We start from the raw sequence: 15,283 nt of genomic DNA on the forward strand, positions 1-15,283 counted from the left end.
ACTACTGCGCCGTTGCCGGAGCCGCGGTGGCAGTCGCGGCGGCTTTGCGTTTTACCAATTGCGCGCGCAGGTAGACGTCGGGCGCGGCCTGTTTCCACGCGGTCAACCACAGGCTGGAGAGCATTTCGCCGCCGCGGAGTAGTTGTTCGCCGATAAATTCGCGACCGGCTTTGCCGCCGTCGGCCGAGCCGGGTTTGAGCGCACCGGTCTGGTCGAGCTGGTAGAGCGGTTCGACCAAGGCGTGCTGCGTGAGCAGATAGGCGAGCGTCTGCTCGAAGATAAGATTGCGGGTGGCGGGCGGGGAGCCTTCGGGCCGAATGGCCAGATCGTGCGCGGGGCGGGCGCGGGCAACGAGGTCGGCGGTGGAGAGGCCGCCGAGCGCGATGTAGCCGCCGTCAATCCAGGCGTGAATCGAGGAGGAGCGCGTGTAGTTGTGCGGATTTTCACCGACCCAGCCGTTGTGGTGTTTGGTGGTGTGGAGCGGCTGCGAACCGTCGCCGACGTAGTGGCCCATGACTCCCATGATGTAGAGCGCGTTGGCCTGGGCGTTGGCGATCTCGTCGGGCGTGCCGTTTTCCTCGAAGGCGCGCAGGTAGGAAAAAGCGGACTTCAACTTCGCGTAGTTTTCGATGATCGCCCACGGCAGATAACCGATGAGCTCGCGCGTGTGGTCTTTGTTTTTATCGGGATCGACGGCGGGAAACTTCTCCGGATGCGCGGCATGGGCGGCTGCGAATTGCGCGGTGTAAACGTAGCGGAACTCGCTGAGTGTGGCGACGGGCAGGCCGGCGTCGTCGAGGTATTCGAAGTCGAGGAAGTGATCGGGGCCGTTGACGTGCTTGAGCGGGAGTTCGTTGGTGCTGCGCCAGCGGTCGGGTTCGCCGGCGAGGAAGGCGATGCGCTCGGCGGCGGCGGGCGTCTTGACGAAGGCGGGGAACTCCTCGGGCAGGCCGGCGAGGGCGAGCTGGTTGACGGTGCGGTGTCCCTCGTAATCCCAAGCGTGCAACGAAGCGGCGGCGGCGAGAAACAGCGCGAGACGGCGGAAAAGCATGAATCTAGGGTTGGCGCGGCGGGAGGACGGTTGCAACCTCGCGGGAATGCTGGGCCGCCGACTCCCTCTGTTCCTGCTGTTTATGGTAATCGCCGTGGTGGCGCGCGCCGATGAAGTGGCCTCGCGGGTCATCGTGCTGGCAAACCGTGACGACCCGGAATCGGTGAAGCTGGCGGAGTATTACGCGCAAAAACGCGACGTGCCGCCGGAGAACATCATCGCGCTGCCCATGCCGGACACCGAGATCATCAGCTGGCGCGAGTATATCGACGGGATTCTGAATCCGTTGCGGGCGGAGCTCGTGAAACGCGGCTCGCTGGATGCGATTGGCATGGATCTGTTTGATGCGGTCGGACGGAAGAAATACGCGATTTCGGGGCACACGATTTCTTATCTGGTGGTGTGTCGCGGCGTGCCGTTGAAAATCGCCAACGATGGTTCGCTGCCGGTGGAAAATTCACCGGCGCTGATCAATCCGGCGTTTAAGACCAATGCGTCGTCGGTCGATGGTGAGCTGGCGTTGCTCGCCGTGGTGAATTCGCCGTTGATCGCGTTTTTGCCGAATCCGCTTTTTAAAAATGACAAGCCTTCGTCGATCCAACTGGACCAGATCGTGAAGGTGGGGCGACTGGACGGACCGACCTATGCCGATGCGCGCGGCTTGATCGATCATGCGATCGCGGCGGAAAACGGCGGGCTCATCGGACGTGGTTACGTTGATATCGGCGGCCCGCATGCGCTGGGCGATCGCTGGCTCGAGGATGTGGCGAAGCAGCTCGACGAATTGAATTTCGATACCGATGTGGAACGCGTGGGCGGCTCAATGCCGGCGTGGACGCGGATGGATGCGCCGGCGTTGTATTTCGGTTGGTATGCGGGCGAGCTGAACGGGCCATTTGCACAACCTGGGTTCACGTTTCCGCCCGGCGCGGTGGCGTTGCACATCCATAGTTATTCGGCCGCCACGCTGCGTTCGACGACGAGCGGCTGGGTCGGGCCGCTGGTGGCGCGCGGGGTGACAGCGACCTTTGGAAATGTGAATGAGCCGTATCTGGAGTTCACGCATCAGCCGCAGCTGGTGTTGAAGTCGCTCGCGCGCGGCGACCGGTTGGGTGATGCGGCGGCGTATTCGGTGCCGGTTTACAGCTGGCAGGCGATCATGGTGGGCGACCCGTTGTATCGCCCGTTTGCCGTGAAGCCGGACGAGCTGTGGGCGCGTCGGGACAAACTGCCGTCGAATCAACGGCCGTATGTGGTCTTGAGCCGCATGCGCGAACTGGATCGCGGAGGGGATCGCAACGGTGCGATTTGGGCGGGACTGATCTCGGAGAAGACCAATCCGAGCATGGCGGTGGCGCTGGCAACCGCAAAATTACAACAGGCGACGGGCGATAGTTCGGGCGCGTTGCAAACGCTGGCCTGGGTGGCGAGCCGCCGGAGTTTCACGCTCTTGGAGTCACCGTTGGCGGTGCTCGTCGCGCAGCAATTGCGTGAGTCGGGCGAGGCGAAAACTGCGCTCGGTGTGTGGCAACGCGTGCTCGGCAGCCGAGCGATCGCGCGTGAGTTGCGCATCCAATGGTTGCCGCAGGCCTTGGAGGTTGCGCGGGAAGCCCAGGATGCGCGGCAGATCGTGAATTGGGATTCTGAATACAAGGAGCTGACCGCTCCGCCGCCGGTGTCGGATGAGGACAAAAAACAAGGCGGACCGTAAAGGTCCGCCTTGGCGGGGAGGGATGTAAGGGCCTGCGGACGGAGCTTAGACCTTGTCCACGATGGTGTCGGCGAGACCGTAGGCGATGGCTTCCTGGGCGTTGAGGTAGAAGTCGCGGTCGGTGTCGCGGTTGATGACTTCGATGGGCTGGCCGGACGCGTCGGCTAGGATCTGGTTCAGCTCGGAGCGGAGCTTTTCCATTTCCTTGGCCTGAATGTTGATGTCGGTCGCGGGGCCGACCATGCGGCCGGAGATGAGCGGCTGGTGGATCAACACACGGGAGTGTTTGTAGAGGAAGCGGCGGCCCTTCTTGGCGCCGGAGAGGAGGATCGAGCCCATCGAGGCGGCCATGCCGGTCACGATGACGTTAATCGGCGAGGTGATCATCTGCATGGTGTCGTAAACGGCCATGCCGGCGGTGATCGATCCGCCCGGGGTGTTGATGTAGAAGTGGATTTCCTTACCGGGGGCGATGGCCTCGAGGTAGAGGAGCTTTTCGACGATGTCCTTGGCGGTTTCGTCGGTCACGGCGCCCCAGAGGAACAGCTTACGTTCATCGAGAAACTTTTTCTGGATGAGCATGGCGACGGGGGCGGAAGATTTTTTGGCGATGGAATCGGATTCCTTGTCGTCATCTTCCTCGTCGTCGTCGAGGCGGGGGAGAGGTGCGTTAAGACCGGGCTGGAGATTGTCGAAATGCATATGGGAGTTACGTTGCGAGGCGGGTGCGGGTTGGCAAGTGCTCAGGCGAAGTTGGTCACAGATCAGGCAAATGCGGTGCGAGTGCATCGCGGAGGCGGGCAATCAACTCCGGATCGTGCGCCGCGGGGTAATCGTCGGGGATGCGCAGGATGACCACGGGTTTGCCCGCGAGGTCCTCGGGGAACTTCTCGCGCAGGCGGTCGGCGTGTTTGCGCTCCATGCAAAAAATCGTGTCGGCCCAGCCGAGGTGGCAGCCGGTGACCTTGATGCGGGCACCGTTTTCGGTGCCGGCCGAACGGGCATCGTAGCGCGGGTGATTCTTGAACAACGCCTCGGCGGTGGGTGAGCGCCACTGGTTGCGCGAACAGAGGAAGAGGAGCTTGGTCTTGCCGATACTCACGAGCCAAGGGGAGGGAGCGGCTCACGCGGTCCGGAAAAACGCGGCTGCTTGTTCCACACGTAGAGATCGAGCACGGCCACGGTGCGGGAAACGACTTCGCGCAGCTCGGTGCGCACCGAATAGCGGAAATGAGTATCGGTGGCGCAAAAGCCGATCGCATCGATCCCGTGGGCGCGGGCGATCTCCAGCGCGCGGGCGTTGTGGTAGCGCTGCGTGACGATGGTGCACGCGGTGAGCCCGAAGACGTCGCGGGCGCGTATGACCGAATCCAGCGTGCGGAATCCGGCATAATCGCAGACGATGGCGGATGCGGGCACGCCCCGGGAGATGAGCGCGTTTTTCATCATCGCAGGCTCGTCGTAGTCGGCGCGGCTGTTGTCGCCGCTGACAAGCAGGCGACGGACTTTACCCGCGTGATAGAGCGCGGCGGCGGCATCCATGCGATTAACAAAATGCGGATTGGGACGGCCACTGCGCAGCGTGGCATTGGCGCCAAGGACCAGGGCGGTTTCACGCTCGGGAGTTTCCTCGACGAGCGTGTAAAGTTGATCGCGGTGGCTGCGCGTGATGCGGAGGTTGGAAAAGACCACGAAGGCGACTCCAAGGATCAAGAAGCCGATAAACACGCGTCGAGTGCGCGACGCACCCAGGAAAAGGCGAAGACGGGAGATCATTTTTTCCAGAGGTTGTGAAAGTGGTGCACGGGGCCGTGGCCGGAACCGACGGCTAGCTGGTCGGAGGCGGCGATCGCGGAGGTGAGGTAGGCTTTGGCGGCGCGGATCGCGTTGAGCGGATCAGTATGTTGCGGCAGCAAAGCGGCGATGGCGGCGGAAAGCGTGCAACCGGTGCCGTGGGTGTTTTTGGTGGTGATGCGCGGTGAGTGCAGCTCGGTTTGCATGATGCCGTTGTCGATCACGTCGATGCTTTCGGCGCCGTCGAGATGTCCGCCTTTAAGCACCACGATGCGCGGGCCGAGGGCGTGCAAGGCGCGGGCGGCGGTGCGCATGTCGGCGAGCGTGCGGATGGGCGCGCGAGTGAGCAGCACCTCCGCCTCGGGGAGGTTGGGGGTGATGATTTCGGCGAGCGGGATGATTTCGGTGCGCAGGGCTTCGACTGCATCGGGGGAGAGCAAGTGGTGGCCGCTTTTGGAGACCATGACGGGGTCAACGACGAGCCGGCTGACGTGATGACGGCGCAGCGCGGCGGCCACGGTGGCGACGATTTCGGCGGTGCCGAGCATGCCGATTTTTACGGCGTCGATGCGCACATCGGCGAAGAGCGTGTCGATTTGTTGAGCGATGAATTCCACGGGCACGGCCTGCACGCCGGTGACGCCCCGGGTGTTCTGAGCGGTGAGGGCGGCAACGACTCCGGTGCCGTAGGCGCCGAGGGCCGAAAACGCCTTCAGGTCGGCGAGAAGACCGGCTCCGCCCGAGGGATCGACGCCGGCGATACTGAGGACATTGGGAATCATCAAATCCTAGGGATTAAAAGAAGATCGAGGCTTTGCAACTGCGGGCCGGTCGGACAACGCTCGGTGTTATGACGACCAAGGTGCGTGTTCAATCGATCTCGGGACAGGTGGTGGATTTATTCAAGCGGGAGATTTTTCACGGGACGGTGGAATGGTCAGGCGGGCGCATTACTGCGGTGAGACGCGATCCGCGGGTGAAAGATAAACGGCTGATCATGCCGGGGCTGGTCGATGCGCATATCCATATCGAGAGCTCGCTGCTGCCGCCGTCGGAGTTTGCGAGGCTGGCGGTGATTCATGGCACGGTGGCGACGGTGTCGGACCCGCACGAAATCGCCAACGTGCTCGGCGAGGCGGGCGTGCTCTACATGCTCGCCGATGCGAAACGGTCGCCGCTCAAGTTTAACTTTGGCGCGCCTTCGTGTGTGCCGGCGACGACGTTTGAGACGGCTGGGGCGAAACTTGATTCAAAGGCCGTGGCGCGGTTGCTGGCGCGCAAGGATGTGCGCTACCTGGCCGAGGTGATGAATTTTCCCGGCGTGCTCGGACGTGATCCGGAGTTGATGGCGATGATCGCAGCGGCGAAGACCGAGGAAAAACAAGTCGACGGACATGCGCCGGGATTGCGGGGCGCCCAGGCGAAGGCGTATGCGGACGCAGGACCGACGACGGATCACGAGTGTTTCACGATTGAAGAGGCGCAGGACAAACTGGCGGCGGGGATGAAGATTCTTATTCGCGAAGGATCGGCCGCGCGGAATTTCGAGGCGTTGAAGCCGCTGCTGAAAACGCATCCGCAGAGCTGCATGTTTTGCTGTGACGACCTGCATCCGGATCTGCTGGTGAAACGTCACCTCGACGAACATGTGCGGCGGGCGCTGGCAACGGGCGCGAATAAATTTGATGTGTTGCGCGCGGCATCGGTGAATCCCGTGGAGCACTATGGGCTGAAGGTCGGACTGCTGCGCGTGGGCGAAGAGGCTGATTTCATCGTGGTGGACGGTTGGAAGAAATTTCGCGTGGAGCGCACTTATATCGACGGGGCGCTGGTGGCGTCAGGCGGCCGCACGCGGCTGAAACGGCTGGCTCCGAAGCTGGCCAATAAATTCAAGGCGCGCGCGGTGAAGGCGGCGGATTTCGCGGTAAAAACTGTGGGCAGCACGTTGAACGTGATCGAGGCGCTCAACGGCCAACTGGTGACCAAACACCTGACGCTGCCGGCGACCGATATCGGCGTGAAACGCGATGTTTTGAAAATCGCGGTGGTGAATCGTTACGCGACCAAGGCGCCGGTGGCGGTCGGATATATCCGGGGCTTTGGATTAAAGGCCGGGGCGCTGGCTTCGTCGGTTGCGCATGATTCGCACAACATTGTGGCGGTGGGTGTGGATGACGCGTCGCTGGCCGCGGCAGTGAATCTGGTGATCGCGGAAAAGGGCGGACTGAGTGTGGTGGGACCGAGGATGAAGGCGGTGCTGCCGCTGCCGATCGCGGGGTTGATGTCGGCGCTGGACGGCCGCGAAGCGGCGCGGCGTTATACGCGGTTGGATCGAACCTCGAAGAAACTGGGATCGAAACTCGATGCACCGTTCATGACCCTGTCGTTCATGGCGCTGCTGGTGATTCCTGATTTGAAGCTGAGCGACCGCGGTCTGTTCTCCGCGACGAAGTGGGGTTTTGTGCCGGTGTCGGAGTAAATGAGGGTGATACATTCTTGCCGTGGCGGCGGGATGACTTCCTTTTAGGCGCATGTCTGCGTCTTCCGCCAAACTTGCCAATCGCATCCTCGGCGGGCTCGTCGTCGGGTTGATCGCGGGTCTCATCACGATCGCCGTGGGACGTGCTTTCCCGGAGTTTCTCTCGGGTGCGCAGTGGGTCTCGAAGGAGATCTTTGATCCGGCGGGGCAGATTTTTCTGCGACTGTTATTTTTTGTGATCATCCCGCTGGTGTTCGCCTCGCTGGCGGTCGGCGTGGTGCAGCTCGGGCGGTTGGATAAACTCGGGCCTCTCGCGGGGAAAACGTTCGGGCTGTTTTTGCTCAATATGGTCATCGGCGTGGCGCTCGCGCTGGTGATGATGGACGTGGTCAAGCCGGGGCATGCGTTGAGCGTGGAAAAGAGGGAGGAGCTGAGGAGTTCGTATACGTCGGACATCAGCCAGCATATCGAGACGCGGGAAAAACAGCAGGCGGTCACGTTGTCCACCATCGTGGAGATGTTCATGCCAAAGAATCTGCTGGGCGCGGTCACGGGTCAGACACGCGGATCGATCGGCGAAGTCTTGCCGTTGATTTTGTTCGCGCTGCTGGTGGGGGCGGTGGGTGTGGGGCTGGCGGATGCGAAGCGGGCGCAGTTGATCAGTTCTCTGGAACTAGTGAACGAGTTGATGACGGGCATCGTGCACTACGCGCTGCGATTGGCGCCGTATGCGGTGCCGCTGATGATCTACAGCGTGGTGGTGCGAACGGGCATCGAGATCTTGCTGGCGTTGGGGTTGTTTGTGACGGGCGTGCTGGGGGTGCTGGCGCTGCACCTGTTCGGGACGATGTCGCTGTGGTTGAAGTTTATGACCAAGCGCTCGCCGCTGGCGTTCTTTAAGATCGTGAAGCCGGTGCTGATCACGGCGTTTTCGACCAGTTCGAGCGCGGCGACGATGGCGGCCTCGATCGCGGTCTGTAAGGAAGAGCTCAAGGTGTCGCCCAGCGTGAGCGGCTTTGTGATTCCGCTGGGAGCGACGATGAACATGAGCGGCACGGCGCTCTATGAAGGCTGCGTGGTGCTGTTCGTTGCGCAGGTGTTTGGGCCGGACCTGGCGATCGGGCAGCAGATGGTCCTGCTGTTACTGTCGGTATTGAGCGCGGTGGCGGTGGCCGGGATTCCGGGCGGGTCGCTGCCGCTGATCGCGGGGTTGTGTATGACCTTTGGAATCCCGCCGGAAGGCATCGCAATCATTCTCGGCGTGGACCGGTTGCTGGACATGGCCCGCACCACGGTGAACGTGGGCGCGGATCTGGTTACGGCGGTGATCGTGAATGATTCGATGCCGCCGGAGAGCGAGGGGCTGGAGCCTGTGCACGAACGTGCGCAGACATAAAAAAGCCCCGACGGAAATCGTCAGGGCTTGGATTGAGGAGGTTTGCGACGCTCAGATCAGGCCGAGCTTCATTTTGCCTTCTTCGCTGATCATCGACTGGTTCCAGGCTGGTTCCCAAGTGATGCGCACATCGGCGGTGGCGACGCCGGGGACGAGAAGGATTTTGGTCTTCGCATCTTCGGCGATGGCGGGGCCCATGCCGCACCCGGGAGCGGTGAGGGTCATGGCGACATCGACTTTGTAGCCACCTTCAACGGCTTCGTTTTTGGAGACGTCCATCGAGTAAACGAGGCCGAGGTCCACGATGTTTACGGGGATCTCGGGGTCGTAGACTTTCTTGAGCTGGTCCCAGACGGCTTCCGGATCGGGAGCGCCGTCGGCGAGCGTGCTGGCATCGATGGTGTCGGCGACGATCTGTTCGCCAATGGCATCGGCGTCCTTGCCGTCGATCCGGTAGAGGCCGGTGTCGCCCTGCACGGTGTAGGTGCCGCCGAGAACCTGATGGATGAAGACCTTGGCGCCGGTGAAGAGCGTGTGCTTATCACCGCTGGGAATCTGCGTGACGGTGACGTCGCGTGAGAGGGTGCGTTCTTTGGAGCTCATGAGTGGGTTTACTTTTTGAACTTCGACTCGATCAAGGTGCTGAGGGAGGCGTGGAGGGCTTCGTTTTCGAGCTTGTTGAGGACTTCCTCGAAGAAGGCGAAGACGAGCATCTGTTTGGCGGCCTCGGGATTGATGCCGCGGGCCTGGAGGTAGAACTCCTGCTCGGGCTCGATGCGCGAGCTGGTGCTGCCGTGGCTGCAACGGACGTCGTTGGCCTGAATCTCAAGGCCGGGAAGGCTGTGAGCCTCGGCTTCGTCGGAGAGGAGCAGGTTGCGGTTCTTCTGGTAGGCGTCGGTCTTCTGTGCGTCGGGTTCGACGATGATGAGGCCGGAGAAGATCGTCGTGGCCTTGTCGAGGAGCGCGTTTTTGTAGAGCAGGTTCGACGTGGTGTTGGGCGCGACGTGGGTCTGCAGCGTGCGTTGGTCGAACTCGTGATCGCCGGTGGCGACGGTGAGGGCGAGCATCTCGGAGTGGGCACCGGGGCCGAGGAGGCGGGAGTGCGACTCGTGGCGAGCCTGGCGTCCGCCGAGGTGAACGTTGAGCGAGAGAACCTTCGCATCGCGCTCGGCGACGATGGAGTTGGTCTGGAACGCGAGGGTGTCGGCGGACCAGTTTTGCGCACCGACGTAGATGAGCTGGGCGCCGGGGCCGGCGTGCAGGTCGTTCACGCCGCTGGCGAGGTGGCGGCCTTTGTCGGCGGAGACGAAGAACTCCACGAGGGTGGCTTTGGCGTTGTCCTCGAGGATGACGATCGTGTGCGGGAAGGTGGCCTTGTTGGCGCCGGAGAGCGTGTGCTGCACGACGAAGGGCTCGGTGATCTCGACGCCCTTGGGGACGAAGAGGAGGGCGCCGCTGGCGCTGAACGCGGTGTTAAGCGCGACGAATTTCTCCGAGCCGAGGTTGGCGGGGAGTTTTTGGAAATACTTTTTAATGAGTTCGCCGTGCTGAACGATGGCGTCGTCGAGCGGGGCAAAAATAACGCCCTTGGCAACGAGGTCGGCGGGCACGGTGCTGCGGGCGACGAGCTGGCGGTTGGAGAAGATGATCTCGGCGGCGTGCGGGAAGTCGGAGAGATTCGGGATGTGTTGCGAGGCGTCCTCGGGGAGCTCGAAGCCGGCGAGATCGAGCGTGGAGAGGCTGGAAAAACGCCAGGTCTCATCGGTGCGCGAGGGCATCGGGAGGGCGCAGAACTGGTTCCAGGCGGCCTTCTTGGTCTCCAGCCACCAGTCAGGCAGGTAGCTGCGCTGCGAGAGGTGGGTGGCGAAACGGGTGGAGTCGAGGCCGGGAGCGGCGAAGAGTTCGGTGAGTGCGGACATGGGCTGAAGGAAGTGGCGAGTAGTGTGTAGCGGGCAGCGAGTAGGGCGGGCTGGATCAGCCGACACTGCCTTCCATTTCGAGGTCGATGAGGCGCTTGAGCTCGACCGAGTATTCCATGGGGAACTGGCGGACGAGGTCGTTCACGAAACCGTTCACAGCGAGGCTCATGGCCTGCGCTTCGGTGAGACCGCGCTGCTGCATGTAGAAGATCTGCTCTTCGTTCACCTTCGAGACGGACGCCTCGTGCTGCACGGAGTGCGTGTCGCCGCGCACGGTGATGGCTGGATACGTGTCGGTGCGGCTGTTGGTGTTGATGAGGAGCGCGTCGCACTCGGTGTTGTTTTTGCAACCCTTCAAGTGCTTCGGGATGTGGACCTGACCGCGATAGGTGGCGCGACCCTGGCCGACGCTGATGGATTTCGAGACGACGACGGATGTGGTGTCGTCGGCGGCGTGGATCATCTTGGCGCCGGTGTCCTGATGTTGGCCGTCGTTGGCGAGGGCGATGGAGATGACTTCGCCGCGGGCGCGTTTGCCCTTCAGGACAACGCCGGGGTATTTCATGGTGAGGCGGCTGCCGATGTTGCAGTCGATCCACTTGATCTCGGCGTCCTCGTGGGCGACGCCGCGCTTGGTGACGAGATTGAACACGTTGTTCGCCCAGTTCTGGACGGTGATGTATTGGATCTTGGCGCCCTTGAGGGCGACGAGCTCGACCACGGCGGAGTGCAGCGTGGAGGTGGAGAACTTGGGAGCGGTGCAACCTTCCATGTAAACGACCTCGGCGCCCTCGTCGGCGATGATGAGGGTGCGCTCAAACTGGCCGAAGTTTTCGGCGTTGATGCGGAAGTAAGCTTGGAGCGGCTGGGCGACCTTCACGCCCGGGGGGACGTAGATGAAGGAGCCGCCGGAGAACACGGCGGAGTTAAGGGCGGAGAACTTGTTGTCACCGGTGGGGATGACCTTGCCGAAGAACTTTTTGAAGATCTCGGGGTGCTCGCGAAGGGCCTCGGTGGAGTTACAGAAGATGACGCCCTGCTTGGCGACGATGTCCTTGATGTTTGAATACGCGGCCTCGGAGTCGAACTGGGCCTCGACGCCGGCGAGGAACTTGCGCTCCTGCTCGGGGATGCCGAGACGCTCGAAGGTCTTCTTGATGTCGTCGGGCACCTCGTCCCACGTGCGCTTGGGCTTCTGGCCCTGCGACAGGTAGTAGCGGATTTTGCTGAAATCGATGTTCTCGAGATCCTTCGTCGCCCAGTGCGTGGGCATGGGTTTATCGAGGAACGTCTTCAGGGCCTTGAGGCGGAACTCAAGAATCCACGGAGCTTCCTTTTTGACGGAGCTGATGTAGCGAACGGTGTCTTCGGAGAGACCGGTGCCGGCGTCGAACTCGTAGTTGACGTTGTATTGGAAGTCACCGACGGCCTGGTCGATGCCGCCGACGGGATTGACCTCCGCGGGGGCTTCGTCGGTGGAAGGGAGTGTATCGATGTCAGCCATGGGAATATCCTTGGTTCAGTTTCAGACGGTGGTGGCGGCGAGCTCGGTCTTGACCCAGTCGTAGCCCTTGGCCTCGAGTTCGAGGGCGAGGGACTTGTCGCCGGACTTCACGATGCGGCCGTCATACATGACGTGCACGAAGTCGGGGACGATGTAGTCGAGGAGGCGCTGGTAGTGGGTGATGAGGAGGACGCCGAGATCGCCGCCGCGCATGGTGTTGACGCCTTCGGCAACGATCTTAAGCGCGTCGATGTCGAGGCCGGAGTCGGTCTCGTCCATGAGGGAGAACTTGGGCTCGAGCATGGCCATCTGGAGGATCTCGCAGCGTTTCTTTTCGCCGCCCGAGAAACCTTCGTTCACGGAGCGGGAGGTGAATTTGCGGTCGATCTTCAAAAGATCCATTTTGCCGTAGAGCTTCTTGTAGTAACCGGTGGCATCGAGCTCTTCACCCTCGGCCATGCGGGCCTGAACGGCGGCGCGGAGGAAGTTGGCGATGGAGACGCCGGGGATCTCGGAGGGGTATTGGAAGGCGAGGAAGAGACCGGCGCGGGCGCGCTCGTCGGGCTCCATCTCGAGGATGGATTTGCCATCGAGGAGGACGTCGCCGGAGGTGATCTGGTAATCGGGGTGGCCGGCGATGGCTTTGGAAAGCGTGGATTTGCCGGTGCCGTTTGGGCCCATGATGGCGTGCACTTCGCCGGTTTTGATCGTCAGGTTGAGGCCTTTGACGATGGGTTTGTCGGGGGTCGCGGTGAGGGCGACAACGAGATCACGGATTTCGAGGGAGGACATGGTTTTGTTGGAAAGTAGTGAGTAGCGGGTAGTCGGAAGACTGAAAGTGGAGGCTTAGCGGGCGGGGAGTTTGCCGCGGAAAGTGATTTCGATGGCGTCTGCGTTGTAACCGGCGGGCAGGATGGACTTGATCCTGGCGAGGAGGTTGGAGGGGAGCTCGATATCGTGAGTCGCTCCCGATTCCTCGTCGTGAAAATGCGCGTGGGGAATGAGATTCGGGCAGTAACGGGTCGGGCCGCGCTCGAAGTTCACGGCGCGGACGAGATCGCATTGCACGAGGGTCTCGAGGCAGTTGTAAACGGTCGCCAGCGAGATGCCGGGAAGCTGGGGCTTAACGCGGGCAAAGACTTCGTCGGCCGTGGGGTGATCGCGCTTGGTGAGGAGCGCATCATACACGACTTCGCGCTGGGGAGTGTTGCGCAGGCCGCTGTCGGCTAGCTTTTGCGCAAGGGCGTCGGAGTGAATCGTGTGGTTGGACATGAGCGGAAGGCACAACCAATTGGAATGATTCTAAACGGCAAGCCGGAATTGGAATAATTCTAAAGAAGGACGTGCGGAGCATTCGTGAGAGCGGAGCCGCCCTATTTGCGGAGGTGTTCTGACCGGACGAGCCTACGGGCGCAGGACGTCTCGGAGGGTGATGAGTAACGTCTCGGCGGTGTAGGGCTTGGGGAGGAAATGCTTCACGCCGGCGCCGGCGGCCTTGGCCACGCGGCCGTTGGAGTTGAGTCCGCTGGCTGCGATAATGAGCACGTGGGGGTTTACTCGCATGAGGGCGCTGATCGTGGCCGGGCCGTCCATGATAGGCATGACCATGTCGGTGAGGACGGCGGCGATGGTATCGCGGTGCTGCGCGTAAACAGCGACGGCTTCGGCACCGTCATGTGCGACGATCACCTGATAGCCAAAGGCTTCCAACGTCTGACGGGTGATGGTGAGAATCGAGGTCTCATCATCGATCACGAGGATGGTCTCTCCATGACCGCGCGGAAGATCGGCGACGGCGGGCGCGGCGGACGCGGGGGCGCGCAAATTCGGATCGGCGGGCACGTAGACTTTGAACGTGGAGCCTTGGCCAGGCTCGCTGTAAACGGCGATAAAGCCGCGGTGGCTTTCAATGATCGCGTGAGCGGTGGAGAGGCCGAGGCCGGTGCCTTTGCCGACTTCCTTGGTGGTGAAAAACGGTTCGAAGATGCGGTCGATTTCGTCTTGGGGAATGCCGCAGCCGGTGTCGGCGATACCGATGCAGAGATAGAAGCCGGGTTTGGCGGCGCGGCTGGTGGCAACGTATTGGGCGTCGATGGTGATGTTTTCCGCCGTGAGCGTGAGCGTGCCTCCTTCCGGCATGGCATCTCGGGCATTGACCACCAAGTTAAGGATAACCTGATGGAGTTGCGTGGCGTCACCGGTCACGACCCAGAGATCCTTCTCCGCCTGAATCTCGGTGCGGATGGAGCGCGGAAAGGTTTCGGTGGCGATGCGCGCAACGTCCTTGATCAGGTGTTCGACTTGGATGGCGACGCGGTGGCTGCCGTCGATGCCGCGCGCAAACGTCAGAACCTGTCTGACCAGATCGGCGCCGCGCCGGGCGCTTTGCTCGACGGTGTTGATGAGCTTGTGAGTGCCCTCGTCGGGCATGTGGATGCGGAGCAGATCCACCGACATCAGGATCGGAGCGAGGACGTTGTTGAGGTCGTGGGCGATGCCGCCGGCGAGCGTGCCGATGCTCTCCATGCGCTGCGCGCGCAGGTATTGATTGAGCAATTTTTTATGCTCGGTGATGTCGGTCATGCCTCCGACCATGCGGATGCCCTTGCCGGCGGCGTCACGGATGACATGGCCGCGATCCTGCACGATCGCGTAGGCGCCGTCTTTGCGGAGGTAGCGATATTCCTCGGACCAGAAAATCGTCGCGGGCTCTTCAATTGCCCGGTGGAGGGAGTTGTAAACACGGTCGCGATCATCCGGGTGGATGCGCTCCGCCCACCACGAAACTTCAGGGGAAATATCGGTGCGTGGATAACCGAACAACGCGCAAAATCCATCGCCCCACCACAGCAGGTTGGTTTGGAAATCCCAGTCCCACACGGCGTCGCTGGTGGCGCGGGAAACGAGTTGGAAGCGCTCTTCGCTGTTGCGGAGTTTTTCCTCGGCGGCGGCACGGGTGGTGATGTCCACCGCGACGACCAGCCGGGCTGCTCGACCGGTATAAACGATGCCGTGGGAGAAAATATCCACGGTGATCTCGGCGCCGTCTTTCTTGAGGTGAGTCCAGGCTTCCGTGGCGGCATGCGTCTGAGCAATACCGGAGAGGTGTGCCTCCAACACCGGCACATCGCGGGCGGGGCGGATGTCACGGATCGTCATGCCGAGAAACTCGGCGCGCGAATAACCATAGTGACGAATGGCGGATTCGTTGACGGCCAGAAATGCGAGCGACTCGGTGTCGTAAACCCACACCGGCAGCGGGTTGCTGTCGAAGAGGATCCGCTGCTGTTCTTCGCTGGTGCGAAGGGTGGCACGGAGCCGTTCGCATTCGGCGGTGAGTGTGGCGATTTCGGCGTTTTCGAAGGAGGACCCGGCCATTTGCGGGTAACTCCATCGATAAGCCGATTACGCTGAAAGCTTAAACATAGC

General features: G+C 61.9%; 14 protein-coding genes. 3 read left to right on the forward strand and 11 right to left on the reverse strand.

Going from position 1 to position 15,283, the window contains the following annotated elements; genetic code table 11:
• Position 1: 1 nt before the first annotated feature.
• A complete protein-coding gene (locus FPL22_RS14950) occupies positions 2–1,051 on the reverse strand; it encodes a phospholipase C/P1 nuclease family protein (protein WP_144353788.1) in 1,050 nt (349 codons plus the stop codon).
• Here FPL22_RS14950 and FPL22_RS14955 point away from each other — a divergent pair.
• A complete protein-coding gene (locus FPL22_RS14955) occupies positions 1,050–2,762 on the forward strand; it encodes a TIGR03790 family protein (protein WP_144353789.1) in 1,713 nt (570 codons plus the stop codon). The genes FPL22_RS14950 and FPL22_RS14955 overlap by 2 nt on opposite strands.
• Before the next feature lie 45 nt (positions 2,763–2,807).
• Here FPL22_RS14955 and FPL22_RS14960 read toward each other — a convergent pair whose 3' ends face one another.
• From FPL22_RS14960 to thiD, 4 genes are read right to left on the reverse strand one after another with little or no spacing between them, the layout of a single operon-like run.
• Positions 2,808–3,464, reverse strand: a complete 657-nt coding sequence (locus FPL22_RS14960; protein ID WP_144353790.1) for a ClpP family protease — start codon at positions 3,462–3,464, stop codon at positions 2,808–2,810.
• Positions 3,465–3,519: 55 nt separating this feature from the next.
• Positions 3,520–3,864, reverse strand: a complete 345-nt coding sequence (locus FPL22_RS14965; RefSeq protein WP_238991432.1) for a low molecular weight protein tyrosine phosphatase family protein — start codon at positions 3,862–3,864, stop codon at positions 3,520–3,522.
• Complete coding sequence (locus tag FPL22_RS14970) at positions 3,861–4,538, reverse strand: SanA/YdcF family protein (RefSeq protein ID WP_144353791.1); 678 nt, start codon at positions 4,536–4,538, stop codon at positions 3,861–3,863. Before FPL22_RS14970 ends, FPL22_RS14965 begins: the two co-directional genes overlap by 4 nt.
• Complete coding sequence (thiD, locus tag FPL22_RS14975; protein WP_144353792.1) at positions 4,535–5,338, reverse strand: bifunctional hydroxymethylpyrimidine kinase/phosphomethylpyrimidine kinase; 804 nt, start codon at positions 5,336–5,338, stop codon at positions 4,535–4,537. The genes FPL22_RS14970 and thiD overlap by 4 nt, the downstream gene beginning before the upstream one ends.
• 68 nt (positions 5,339–5,406) lie before the next feature.
• Here thiD and ade point away from each other — a divergent pair, with 68 nt between their 5' ends.
• Both ade and FPL22_RS14985 read left to right on the forward strand, forming a co-directional pair.
• Positions 5,407–7,035: an adenine deaminase gene (ade, locus tag FPL22_RS14980; protein WP_144353976.1), complete on the forward strand. Its 1,629-nt coding sequence runs from the start codon at positions 5,407–5,409 to the stop codon at positions 7,033–7,035.
• 52 nt (positions 7,036–7,087) lie between these two features.
• Positions 7,088–8,431, forward strand: coding sequence for a dicarboxylate/amino acid:cation symporter (locus tag FPL22_RS14985; RefSeq protein ID WP_144353793.1), 1,344 nt, complete (start codon positions 7,088–7,090; stop codon positions 8,429–8,431).
• A gap of 51 nt (positions 8,432–8,482) precedes the next feature.
• Here FPL22_RS14985 and FPL22_RS14990 read toward each other — a convergent pair whose 3' ends face one another.
• The 6 genes from FPL22_RS14990 to FPL22_RS15015 all read right to left on the reverse strand — a co-directional run bounded on the left by FPL22_RS14990 (position 8,483) and on the right by FPL22_RS15015 (position 15,232).
• Positions 8,483–9,034, reverse strand: coding sequence for an iron-sulfur cluster assembly protein (locus tag FPL22_RS14990; RefSeq protein WP_144353794.1), 552 nt, complete (start codon positions 9,032–9,034; stop codon positions 8,483–8,485).
• 8 nt (positions 9,035–9,042) lie between these two features.
• Positions 9,043–10,350 carry a Fe-S cluster assembly protein SufD gene (gene sufD, locus FPL22_RS14995; RefSeq protein ID WP_144353795.1) on the reverse strand — a complete coding sequence of 436 codons (1,308 nt, stop codon included), beginning with the start codon at positions 10,348–10,350 and terminating at the stop codon, positions 9,043–9,045.
• Between the two features lie 55 nt (positions 10,351–10,405).
• The gene (gene sufB / locus FPL22_RS15000; RefSeq protein ID WP_144353796.1) at positions 10,406–11,854 is read right to left on the reverse strand and encodes a Fe-S cluster assembly protein SufB; all 1,449 of its coding nucleotides are present in this window, start codon (positions 11,852–11,854) and stop codon (positions 10,406–10,408) included.
• Positions 11,855–11,875: 21 nt separating this feature from the next.
• Positions 11,876–12,646: a Fe-S cluster assembly ATPase SufC gene (gene sufC / locus FPL22_RS15005; protein WP_144353797.1), complete on the reverse strand. Its 771-nt coding sequence runs from the start codon at positions 12,644–12,646 to the stop codon at positions 11,876–11,878.
• 54 nt (positions 12,647–12,700) lie between these two features.
• Complete coding sequence (locus FPL22_RS15010) at positions 12,701–13,126, reverse strand: Fur family transcriptional regulator (RefSeq protein WP_144353798.1); 426 nt, start codon at positions 13,124–13,126, stop codon at positions 12,701–12,703.
• A 132-nt stretch (positions 13,127–13,258) separates the two neighbouring features.
• Positions 13,259–15,232 carry a PAS domain-containing hybrid sensor histidine kinase/response regulator gene (locus tag FPL22_RS15015; protein ID WP_144353799.1) on the reverse strand — a complete coding sequence of 658 codons (1,974 nt, stop codon included), beginning with the start codon at positions 15,230–15,232 and terminating at the stop codon, positions 13,259–13,261.
• Positions 15,233–15,283 lie beyond the last annotated feature (51 nt).

It is taken from the genome of Rariglobus hedericola, assembly GCF_007559335.1.
Taxonomy (GTDB): domain Bacteria; phylum Verrucomicrobiota; class Verrucomicrobiia; order Opitutales; family Opitutaceae; genus Rariglobus; species Rariglobus hedericola.

Bases quoted from the DNA above. Each gene is read 5' to 3' on its own strand.
- FPL22_RS14990 (WP_144353794.1), bottom strand. From the start codon at position 9,034: ATGAGCTCCAAAGAACGCACCCTCTCACGCGACGTCACCGTCACGCAG.
- FPL22_RS14950 (WP_144353788.1), bottom strand. From the start codon at position 1,051: ATGCTTTTCCGCCGTCTCGCGCTGTTTCTCGCCGCCGCCGCTTCGTTG.
- FPL22_RS14955 (WP_144353789.1), top strand. From the start codon at position 1,050: ATGAATCTAGGGTTGGCGCGGCGGGAGGACGGTTGCAACCTCGCGGGA.
- FPL22_RS14960 (WP_144353790.1), bottom strand. From the start codon at position 3,464: ATGCATTTCGACAATCTCCAGCCCGGTCTTAACGCACCTCTCCCCCGC.
- sufD (WP_144353795.1), bottom strand. From the start codon at position 10,350: ATGTCCGCACTCACCGAACTCTTCGCCGCTCCCGGCCTCGACTCCACC.
- ade (WP_144353976.1), top strand. From the start codon at position 5,407: ATGACGACCAAGGTGCGTGTTCAATCGATCTCGGGACAGGTGGTGGAT.
- FPL22_RS14970 (WP_144353791.1), bottom strand. From the start codon at position 4,538: ATGATCTCCCGTCTTCGCCTTTTCCTGGGTGCGTCGCGCACTCGACGC.
- sufC (WP_144353797.1), bottom strand. From the start codon at position 12,646: ATGTCCTCCCTCGAAATCCGTGATCTCGTTGTCGCCCTCACCGCGACC.
- FPL22_RS15010 (WP_144353798.1), bottom strand. From the start codon at position 13,126: ATGTCCAACCACACGATTCACTCCGACGCCCTTGCGCAAAAGCTAGCC.
- FPL22_RS14985 (WP_144353793.1), top strand. From the start codon at position 7,088: ATGTCTGCGTCTTCCGCCAAACTTGCCAATCGCATCCTCGGCGGGCTC.
- thiD (WP_144353792.1), bottom strand. From the start codon at position 5,338: ATGATTCCCAATGTCCTCAGTATCGCCGGCGTCGATCCCTCGGGCGGA.
- FPL22_RS15015 (WP_144353799.1), bottom strand. From the start codon at position 15,232: ATGGCCGGGTCCTCCTTCGAAAACGCCGAAATCGCCACACTCACCGCC.
- sufB (WP_144353796.1), bottom strand. From the start codon at position 11,854: ATGGCTGACATCGATACACTCCCTTCCACCGACGAAGCCCCCGCGGAG.